This is a genomic window from Dolichospermum sp. UHCC 0259 (genome assembly GCF_009711935.1).
In the GTDB taxonomy this organism is placed as follows: Bacteria; Cyanobacteriota; Cyanobacteriia; order Cyanobacteriales; family Nostocaceae; genus Dolichospermum.
On record NZ_VIKX01000099.1, the window covers coordinates 1 to 10,252 of the forward strand.

Annotated in this window: 9 protein-coding genes and 1 pseudogene; 7 read left to right on the forward strand and 3 right to left on the reverse strand. The window is 40.5% G+C overall.

Features of this window, described 5'->3' with window-relative positions; translation table 11 throughout:
- The first annotated feature begins 47 nt into the window (after nt 1–47).
- Complete coding sequence (locus tag FJR05_RS07580; RefSeq protein WP_168643560.1) at nt 48–1,388, forward strand: 16S rRNA (cytosine(967)-C(5))-methyltransferase; 1,341 nt, start codon at nt 48–50, stop codon at nt 1,386–1,388.
- A gap of 57 nt (nt 1,389–1,445) precedes the next feature.
- Nucleotides 1,446–1,868: a TerB family tellurite resistance protein gene (locus FJR05_RS07585; protein ID WP_168643561.1), complete on the forward strand. Its 423-nt coding sequence runs from the start codon at nt 1,446–1,448 to the stop codon at nt 1,866–1,868.
- 118 nt (nt 1,869–1,986) lie between these two features.
- On the opposite strand, the gene psb35 is transcribed toward FJR05_RS07585, so the two are convergent.
- Together psb35 and FJR05_RS07595 are read right to left on the reverse strand one after the other, a co-directional pair.
- Nucleotides 1,987–2,181, reverse strand: coding sequence for a photosystem II assembly protein Psb35 (psb35, locus tag FJR05_RS07590; protein WP_168643562.1), 195 nt, complete (start codon nt 2,179–2,181; stop codon nt 1,987–1,989).
- Nucleotides 2,182–2,452: 271 nt separating this feature from the next.
- The gene (locus FJR05_RS07595; protein WP_371416854.1) at nt 2,453–4,828 is read right to left on the reverse strand and encodes a transglycosylase domain-containing protein; all 2,376 of its coding nucleotides are present in this window, start codon (nt 4,826–4,828) and stop codon (nt 2,453–2,455) included.
- 381 nt (nt 4,829–5,209) lie between these two features.
- Between FJR05_RS07595 and FJR05_RS07600 the strand changes: the two genes are divergently transcribed.
- The 5 genes from FJR05_RS07600 to FJR05_RS07620 all read left to right on the forward strand — a co-directional run bounded on the left by FJR05_RS07600 (nt 5,210) and on the right by FJR05_RS07620 (nt 9,940).
- Nucleotides 5,210–7,762: a tetratricopeptide repeat protein gene (locus tag FJR05_RS07600; RefSeq protein ID WP_168643563.1), complete on the forward strand. Its 2,553-nt coding sequence runs from the start codon at nt 5,210–5,212 to the stop codon at nt 7,760–7,762.
- 97 nt (nt 7,763–7,859) lie between these two features.
- On the forward strand, nt 7,860–8,156 hold the full coding sequence (locus FJR05_RS07605; RefSeq protein WP_168643564.1) for a J domain-containing protein: 297 nt from the start codon (nt 7,860–7,862) through the stop codon (nt 8,154–8,156).
- 59 nt (nt 8,157–8,215) lie between these two features.
- Nucleotides 8,216–8,974, forward strand: a complete 759-nt coding sequence (locus FJR05_RS07610) for a nucleotide exchange factor GrpE (protein ID WP_168643565.1) — start codon at nt 8,216–8,218, stop codon at nt 8,972–8,974.
- 281 nt (nt 8,975–9,255) lie between these two features.
- Entirely contained in the window at nt 9,256–9,534 is a 279-nt protein-coding gene (locus FJR05_RS07615) for a ribbon-helix-helix domain-containing protein (protein WP_254446796.1), read from the forward strand.
- Nucleotides 9,521–9,940, forward strand: a complete 420-nt coding sequence (locus FJR05_RS07620; protein WP_168643566.1) for a type II toxin-antitoxin system VapC family toxin — start codon at nt 9,521–9,523, stop codon at nt 9,938–9,940. The genes FJR05_RS07615 and FJR05_RS07620 overlap by 14 nt, the downstream gene beginning before the upstream one ends.
- A gap of 122 nt (nt 9,941–10,062) precedes the next feature.
- Here the strand turns inward: FJR05_RS07620 and FJR05_RS07625 are convergent.
- Nucleotides 10,063–10,197: pseudogene (locus FJR05_RS07625) on the reverse strand (transposase); the annotation flags it as partial.
- Nucleotides 10,198–10,252: the final 55 nt, after the last annotated feature.

Sequence of the window (10,252 nt, forward strand, 5' to 3'; positions counted from 1 at the left end):
CGCTGTAGCATAGACAAAACCTTTAAACATCCCCCACTCCCCTTTCCATGACAAATCCCCGTCAATTAGCCTTTATTGCTCTTAAAGAAGTTCACAAAGGAGCTTACGCTGATGTTGCTTTAGACCGTGTATTACAAAAGTTTAAGTTACCCGATCATGACCGTCGGTTAATGACAGAATTAGTTTATGGAAGTGTGAGAAGACAACGCACTTTAGACGCTATTATTGACCAACTCGCTACTAAGAAAAACCAACAACAACCCAAAGACCTTCGCACTATTTTACATTTGGGTTTTTACCAACTACGTTATCAAGAAAGAATCCCCGTTTCTGCGGCTGTCAATACCACAGTTGAATTAGCAAAAGAAAATGGTTTTCCTGGTTTAACTGGGTTTGTTAATGGTTTATTACGTCAATATCTCCGACTTACAGAAAAATCATCAGAACCGTTAAAACTACCAGAAAATCCCGTAGAAAAATTAGGAATTTTACACAGTTTTCCTAATTGGATCATTGAAGTTTGGTTATCACAATTAGGTTTTGAGGAAACAGAAAAACTTTGTAATTGGATGAATCAAACCCCAACTATTGATTTACGAGTAAATATCCTGCGTAGTTCTTTAATAGAAGTAGAATCAGCCTTTGCATCTGCTGGTATTGTCGTCAAACCTATTCCCCATTTACCTCAAGCTTTACGATTAATTGGTAATAACGGTGCAATTCAAAATTTACCTGGTTTTGATGAAGGTTGGTGGACTGTCCAAGATAGTAGCGCCCAATTAGTTGCTCATTTGCTTGACCCTCAACCCGGTAATGTGGTGATTGATGTTTGTGCTGCACCAGGAGGAAAAACCACCCATATTGCTGAGTTAATGGGAGATAAGGGCAAAATTTATGCCTGTGATAAAACTGCTTCTCGGTTACGGAAATTAAAAGAAAATGCCCAACGTCTGCATTTACAATCTATCGAAATTTGTATAGGAGACAGTCGCAATTTACCACAATTCTATAATACTGCTGACCGTGTATTACTTGATGCTCCTTGCTCTGGTTTAGGAACTATGCACCGTCACGCTGATGCGCGTTGGCGACAAACACCGGATTCTGTTCAAGAACTTCGCCAATTACAAAAAGAACTATTATCACATAATGCCACTTTTGTCAAGACTGGTGGCGTTTTAGTTTATGCCACTTGTACATTGCATCCAGCCGAAAATGAAGAGGTAATTTCGGAGTTTTTAGCAACAAATCCCCATTGGCAAGTTGAACGTCCCAGCTTTGATTTTGGGGATATTTCTACCTCTGGATGGTTGAAGGTATGGCCTCACCAACAGGATATGGATGGTTTTTTTATGGTGCGCTTAAGAAAAACTAAGGATTCCGAGTGAATACCAATAGTGATTGTAAGATTTAATCAAAGCCCGAATCTACCAGAGGAGGCAGTGATGGTTAATAATTCTCATGTAAAAAACCTAGTAAAAATCCTGATTGGAGCAGCTTGGATTGATGGCAAAATCCAACCAGAAGAACGGCAATATCTGCGAGAAATAGCCCAAGTTAAAGGTTTAGCCAATGATCCAGAGATTAAACCTTGGTTGTATGAATTAGTACCAGTTAAGCCGAATGAGTGTTATAAATGGGTCAAAGATTATTTAGGCGATCGCCCAACCCAGGAAGATTACGAGGATTTAATTGAAGCTATCAGTGGCTTAATTTACAGTGATGGTGATGTAGCTGTTGAAGAAGCAAGACTTCTCTCCCAATTGGAAGAGTTAAGCAAGTCTAGTGAAGCTCACCCCAGCATTCATGCAACTGTGCTTAAACAAATTCAAAAGCTTTATCGTCGTTGGGTAGATGTACAGAATTAGGTAATGGGGACTGGGGACTGGGGACTGGGGACTGGGGACTGGGGACTGGGGACTGGGGACTGGGTAAAACATTCTTGTCAATTACCAATTACCAATCACCAATTACCAATCACCAAATCTATTCTTTTTCTACCTTGGGAATAACGTCAGGGCGTTCCTTATTTTCCCAACCGGGGGGACGTTTGGAGTTGTACCAGGCAATTGAACCAATGGTGACAGCAGCGACAAAACCCACTACATACACCAAAGTAAACGCTAGGGGAAAGTGATTTCCGGTATCTGGTACTTGGGCTTGGAGCAATAAATAACTCATGAGTATATTTCGTCTAATGTAGATTACACTTCTTAACAAAGTATAAACTGAGTGAATCACCCACATCTACCCCAGGAAAAATCTTTGCTGTTTCTAGGGAATAGGTCATTGGTCATTGGTCATTGGTCATTGGTTATTGGTCATTGGTCATTGGTCATTGGTTATTGGTGAAAACTATTCTTCTTTCTTCTTTCTTCTTTCTTCTTTCTTCTTTCTTCTTTCTTCTTTCTTCTTTCTTCTTCCTCCTGAACTCCTGACTCCTGACTTAACATCAATTATTTCCTGAAGCATCGGGTTTGAGTCTTTCTCTCCAGGAAGGTTGTGATGATGAAGATCCTCCAGAACTGTTGTTTTGGGAGGATGATCTAGAAGGTCGTGATTCTTCACTGCGTCTGCGTCGGGAACGGGATGATTGAGAAGAGGAGTCGCTATTGGATTCTTCACTGCGTCGGCGGCGGCGACGGGTAGAAGAAGATGTATCATTATTCTCTTGACTATAGCGCCGTCTTCGTCTTGGCCGATTTTCTTCTGAATTTGATGAATCTAGTGATTGATTATATCTTCTTCTACTTCTGCGTCTAGTTGAGGAATCAGAATTATCGGTATTGTCTGTATCTGATTTGCGATTATTATTATCAACCGACTTATAGACAAGTTTTTTCGGTTTGAGAGGTTGGGCTTTGATAGTGCCTTTACGATTTTCTAACTTAGGTCGTGGGGGAAACTTTTCTACAGGCATTCCTTCTACGGCTTCTTCCATAAATTCATGCCAAGCATAAGCCGCACTGCCACTATTACCATAGGTAGGGGTGTTATTATCATTCCCTAACCAGACCCCAGTAACTAACTGGGGAATATAACCAATAAACCATAAATCACGGGATTCATCGGTAGTACCTGTTTTGCCGGCAACTTGTCTATCATCTAATTGAGCCGCAGCACCGGTGCCACTGGTGACAACATTTCTTAACATCCAAGTCATGATGGCGCTACTATCAGCATCGAGAACTTGTTTGGGTTTATATTTAGCTGACCATATCACCTCTCCTTCGCGGTTGAGGATGCGACGAATGCCATGAGATTCTATATAATTGCCTTGGTTGGCGAATGTACCATAGGCGTTGGTCAGTTCTAGTAAGTTGACTTCATTAGAACCAAGAGCCAAGGAATAGTTAGGTTTGAGTTCTGACTTAATTCCCATGTCATGGGCAAGTTTAATGGTGGGTTCAAAACCTATTTCTATTAAGATTTTTACCGCAATTGTATTGATGGATTTGGTGAATGAGTCTCTGATATTTAACCAACCGGAGAATTTTTCATTGGAGTTTTTTGGCTCATAACCATCTATTAATAAGGGTTCATCTAAATAACTATCATAGGGACTTTTGCCAGTAGCGATCGCTGTAGCATAGACAAAACCTTTAAAGGTTGATCCTGGTTGTCGTTGGGCTTGGGTGACGCGATTAAACTGGTTTTTACCAAAGTCTTTACCACCGACCATTGCCTGAATTTCCCCATTTCGAGGATCTATGGCAACCATAGCCGCTTGTTTAAAGTTTTGCCACCGACCTTCATTTTTTAATATCTTGGCAACTGCGGCTTCTGCGGCTTTTTGCGAAGTTGGGTTTAAGGTTGTTTCTACTATTAAACCGCCACTAGCCAAAACGTCAGCCGAAACGTGCTTTGGTAATTCCTGTTGAACGTAGGTGGTAAAATAGGGAAAATCAACTTGTAACCGTTTGGGTAAATTGCTGTTAACTGTTAATGCTTCCTCAGTAGCGGCTTGTTTTTCGGTTGGTGTAATCATGCCATCTTCTAGCATCCGCTGTAACACCAGATTGCGCCGTTCTGTAGCTGTTTTCGGGTTTTTATCGGGGGCGTAGACGTTAGGTGCAGGAGCTAAACCAGCCAAGGTAGCCATTTCTGATAAAGTCAGTTGGTCTACGGATTTACTAAAGTATACCCAAGCGGCATCTCCCACCCCATAAGCTCCAGAACCTAAGTATACGAGATTGAGATAACGTTCGAGAATTTGGTCTTTATTCAATTCTCGTTCTATTTTTTGGGATAGTCGGACTTCTTTGAGTTTACGCCAAAAGGTTTTTTCTTGTTTGAGGAAGAGGATTCGCGCTACCTGTTGAGTGATGGTACTGCCACCTTCTACCACATTTTGCGATCGCAAGTTATTGATAACTGCTCTGGCAATTCCCTGGAGATCAAATCCATTGTGTTGATTAAATCTTCTATCTTCTGAAGCAATAAAAGCTTTCTTTAAAGTGTCTGGTATTTGCTCTATTTTCAGTTGTTCTCTTGTAGCTTCCCCCTGCTGTTGTAGCACACTACCATCAGCAGCTTTAATTGTCAGTGTTTGCTCTCGTACTAATGCTCTGAGCGCGGACTGATCTGGTAAATTTTTATCTATTTCTAAGATTGTGTAATGGAAAGCAATGATCCCACTACCAACACCTAATCCTGCCCAAAACCAAAAACGACGATAAAAAGGTTTATCGCTGCTGGCTATTCTGCCCAAGATTCCAGATGATAGAGTTGTCATCTGAGTTATTAACTGCTTTGCCTTCACCTGCATTTTCGGTAGTAATTTTTCATTTGTGGACTTGTGATTTTTCTGATGATTACTCAATGGCAATAGCAGTTTCTCCTGTTTGGTTTAAGTGCAATATATTGGCGTTAATATAATATCCCATATAATACCCCATAAATTATTAACTTAATTCAGTGTGAATATATGTTTTCTGCAAAGCTATATTATTGGTATTCATAATTATTAATGACAATTAATTCATGCAATTTTCGCATGAGAAGACATGGAAAAAGTCTGAATTTTAGTAAAAAATATTTCTCAGTATATACTATGAACAAACTTTTCCAATCCTCTTTTGAGAGGAAAATGTTACAAATCGCTGTAACATTAATGCGAACTGCCTACTAATATAGAAATTAAGCAAGTAGTTGGAGCCGCCCTTAACTATCGGGGTAAAAATCACAAAACAATTAGGAAGAAAGCCCAGTGGTTAAAAATCAGTCGAAACAGCACTCACAACCACAGGTCTCTAGCACAGAGACAAAAGTTGCGGAAAACTCCTTCCAGAAGCAACTACAAGAATTGCTGAACCAAAAAAAATATCGGCAAGCATTAGAAGAAATTAAGAAAAATCAGCGATTCCTGCGGAGCGCTTCGCTATCGCACCCTAATATTGAATTTAGTCCCCCAGAATCAGAGATTTGGTTGCTACGGGGTCAGCAAGAATTTCAAAAGCAAGATTTTAAACAGGCAGAAAAATCCTTTGCTCGCGCTCTAGAATTTGGTTTAGTGGGAGAAGTTCACTACTGGCAAGCGAGATGTTTGTTGGAATTGAAGCAATTAGATACGGCATTAAAATTGCTGAAAAATGCCTTTGAGGCAGCTACTCTACCCAAAGAATACAGCATCTCTTACCTAAAACTCTTGTTACTCAAAGGCGATACCGCTACAGTTGAGCAATTAATTCAAGAACAATCCAAACGCTTTAGTGCTAACCAACTTCACTGGGTACGAGGTGTTCTGGCACTCAAAAATGGGCAACCAGAAACAGCTTTAACATCTTTTCAGAAAATTAAGCGAGCCGTTACCGATGGAGATTTGCCCCTAGCTTGGATGGTTTATACTCAACAAGTCAATGGTAATTGGGATGCTGCGGCTCATCTTTTGGGGTTAAAATCACCTTCATCTGCTTATGGTCAACCAAAGTATTTGGAGCATCCAATTTTAGAGCGCTTGGCAGTTTTTCAACAGGGAAAAACAGAACAAAAACCCTTTCAATCTATAAATTCACGGGCAACAGTAGATAAAAATAGCCAAGAAGCATTAGCAGTGTTGCGAATGCTGCAATTGATTGACCAAGGTAATCACTCGAATGCCGCCCATTTGCTGTTGAAGATGGAGCGACGTTCCCCACGCTTTCCAGAACTAGAAAGTCTCCGTCCACCTCTGTTTACCCTAGCCGGACAAGAAGCGCTGAATCAAGGAGAACCAAGCTATGCTGAACTATTCTGGCAGCCTTTGTTGACAGAGCAACCTTTTAACCCCCAACTGGCAATCAATCTCTTAGAAGTTTTCGATGCTAATGATAACGATCAAGAACGTCCACGCCTGTTAACACGGTTTTTGAAGTGGTTAGACCAAGAAGCGAAACGAAACCCTCAAGAATGGACTACACAACGATTGAAAGCGACCCAAGCACATCTCCACTGCTGGATGGCAGATTCCTATATGGCAATAGATCGTCAGCGTGCAGCTATGGGATCTGTGCAACAAGCAGAACGGATCTGTCCGACATCACCAGAAGTGCTGGGACGTAAGGGATTAATTGAAGCAGGAGAAGAAAATTATGATGATGCGATCGCACTCCTAACCCAAGCATTAGAAAATGGATGTCGGTATGGAGAAGTTTATGGAATGTTGCTGCATTGTTGGAAGAGACTAGATAACAAACAAGCATTCAATGAAGCTCGGCGCAAATTTGGCAAGCATTTTGGCGATGTGAATATTGAACCTGACGTAGAAACATCACCTTGGATAGATGCGCTCTCTACCTTAAGTTATCCCTTATTTAGCCGTTTTGTAGAGGGAGAAAATCCGCAAGATCCGGCTATTCGTGCTTGTCAGATATTCGTGAATGCAGTCCAAAGTCTGCCCAATTCCGGTGGTCGAGTTTCATTAGACCAAAAAGTCGCAGCCCAACTATGGGAAACTCTTCTCCAAAAATTAGGAGGTGAAGAACAAATTTCCGTATTGCAAGCGATCGCTCTTTCTATTCAACTCTTTGCCAAACGAGAAAAAGGCATCGCTGCTTTAATAAGTCAGTATCAGCAAAAGTTAATCAACCTATCCATAGAATACCCAGAAGCCAGAGTTGCCAATTTAATTATCTTATCCGTCAAAGAAAATAGTTCCAAAAAACTAGAAATTCCCGTGCGTTCCTATCTTGATACCATGCCCCAACCGGGCAATGCGGTGGCAAATATTCAACTTCAAGCCCGCCGTTTTGGCGAAATTAAAACCCTTGTTCCGTTCCTAGATGAAGCACTCCGTCGAGAACCCCAAAACCCCTTATTGCTATTAGCTAAAGCCACTACTTATGACGTTGATCACCCAAACTATGAACAATTAAAACAACAAGGATTTGAATTAGCCCGTCGTCTACAAGATGCCAAAGCCTTACAAGCATTTCGAGAAGAACAGGCATTTATTCATGATAGAGAAACTCAGAGTGCCATGCCAGATCCAGACCGATTTGACAATCTCGATATGTCAGATATGGGTGATTTAGTAGAAGAGATGATTAAAAAATTATTTGGTGACAAAATGTCTCCAGCGGAGTTGGAACGGATGCTTCCAGAACTCAAAAAAATGATGTTCAACAATATGTCTGATTTCTCAGATGATGAAGACGATGACGATGACGACGACGACGAAGATGATGATGATGGCATAAATTTAGACTTTTTATTTAGAAATTCATCATCTCCCCCTAAAAAACGCAAGGGTAGAAAAAAAGTAGGTTTTCAGGAATTGCTTTAAAAGTCAGATATCAAGAGTAATTAACCGCAGATAAACGCAGATAAACACAGATAAGGACTGATAGTTCAATTGATGTTATCATAATTGGAAATTATTTATGGCTGACTACTACGAACGTTTAGGAATTTCACCAGGAGCAACCAGCGCCCAAATTAAAGCAGCGTATCATGCCAAGCTCCGGGAATTTCCCGCCCATACTTATCCAGAAGAGTTCAAGGCAATTCGAGGAGCTTATGAAGCACTTCGTAAAGGAGAGACAAGTCAATATGGGGACTTTTTGAAAGTTCGTCCCCTGGAAGCAGAACTGAATCCAGAGATATTAAAACAGTTGCGAGAAAAAGCTCTAGCTCAACTAGAAGTTAGCTTAGATGATCTAATTCGTGCGACATTTTAAATAATTGATAATGCCTACTACGTATTTACCAATCACCAATTACCAATTACCAATTACCAATGACCAATGATAAAGAAGCTTTATTTGCAAATTTTCTAGATTATTTACAATCAGAACAAATATCACCTGAATATTTAGGTGAACCACCATCATCTGCTCATACCTTTGATCCCTATCAAATGGTATCCGAATGGACTGCTCTGCGCCATGAAGTTAAACAACAGGGAAAATTATTGCATTCTACCCAAGATGCTTTAGTGCAAGCATTGGCAGTGACTCGGACAGAACAAGAACAGATGCCAATACGTTTGGAAGAAATTCAAAAACAGGCATCGGGAAAATTTGAGCAGCAGCAGGAGAAACTGCTCAAGGATTTACTGGGTGTTGTGGATGCTTTAGATCAGGCTTGTACTTACTGGCAAGAAGAACTAGAAGGATTATCTACTACCTCAAACTCAAAACCATTAATCCAAAAAGGCTTTTGGGAAAAGCTAATAGATTGGATTAATGGTAATTATACGGAATCTAAAGAGCCAGAAAGATTACCTATATCAGAATCATTAACGGAAATTTTCACCAGTAATCAGCAGGGAGTAGAGTTAATTAGGCGATCGCTTTTAGAAATACTCAAACAACGCCGTGTTGTTCCCATTGTCGCCCAGGGTAAACCCTTTGACTCCCAAACAATGTATGCTGTGGGTCGTCAATCAAGGGCAGATATCACAGAAAATACCGTGATTCAGGAAGTAGTCAGGGGTTATTTATGCGGAGATAAAGTCTTGAGAGAAGCACAGGTAATTGTAGCGACACAAAAATAGAGGAGTAACTTATTCAAAGCAGAATCCTAGTTGAAAGATGTCCGCTGAATTTCTTGATTTCGGTAAAATATACGAATGCAACTAAGTAGGTTGGCGTTAAAAATTGTCGTTGGGGCAAGGGAACACTTCGACCCTTCGACAGGCTCAGGGCATCGCAGGGAACAGGGAACAGGAAGAGAGTTTTGAGTGATTTTACTTTTCTTCACATACCTTTAAATTTTTCTGTTCACCTACTTACTTAACTTTGAATTTTTTGAGCTATAGTATTGTCATACAGAGTTATGACAAGTAAAAATATGAGAGTTAATGCAAGGCTCGATAGCGATCGCGCTAGTAAGTTTAATTACATTCGCCAGCGGACAAATCAAGGTGTGTCTGACATTATGAAAGTGGCGATCGATCTTTATTATGAAAAATTACATCAAGAATCCCCTGTAAAACCTTTGCAACTCCTTAGAGAATCAGGGCTGATTGGTTGTGCTGAAGGGGACTCTGATTTGTCGGTTAATTACAAGCAATATCTCACTGACAGTCTTAACGAAAAATATGGTAATCGTTGATTCTGGCTTTTGGATAGCACTAATCAATCGCCGTGATGATTATCATGTTCTCGCTCAAGAAGTTCTAGATACGATTGATGAGCCTCTGGTTACAACATGGTGTGTGATTACGGAAGCTTGTCATATTCTCTTGAACCGTACAGGCGCAAATGCTCAACAGACGTTTATTTATAGCTTAGAAATTGGTGCTTTTGAGGTTTTTGATCTCAAAGTTCAAGATGGGAAAAGAATCAGTGAATTGATGAATCAATATAGTTCTCTGCCAATGGATTTAGCGGACGCTTCATTGATTATTCTTGCCGAACATTTGGGGCATGGGCGGATTCTATCTGTTGATTTTCGGGACTTTAATACTTACCGCTGGAAAAATCGTCATCCTTTTGAGAATTTGATGTCTATTAACTAAAAATCATGACTCACAGTCATTGCGATTCCTACGGAGCGCTTCGCTATCGCCTAATAATCAAGACTGAAGGGAATAGCGATCGCTTAAAAATCACGACTTACAGGAAGAGCGATTACTAGGTAACTAAATCTTCGTTTACCCTGCCCAAATTTACCTTCAATACAGTTACGAATACCTTCGTCATAAGCAGCCTGTTTCTTATTTTCTTTACTGACATTTTTGGGTGGTCTCCCCAAAGGTAGTCCACTAAGTCTAATGTAGTTTTTCACTCTCCCCCCACTTTCGAGAGTTTATAGGGTAGGTAGAAGTAGG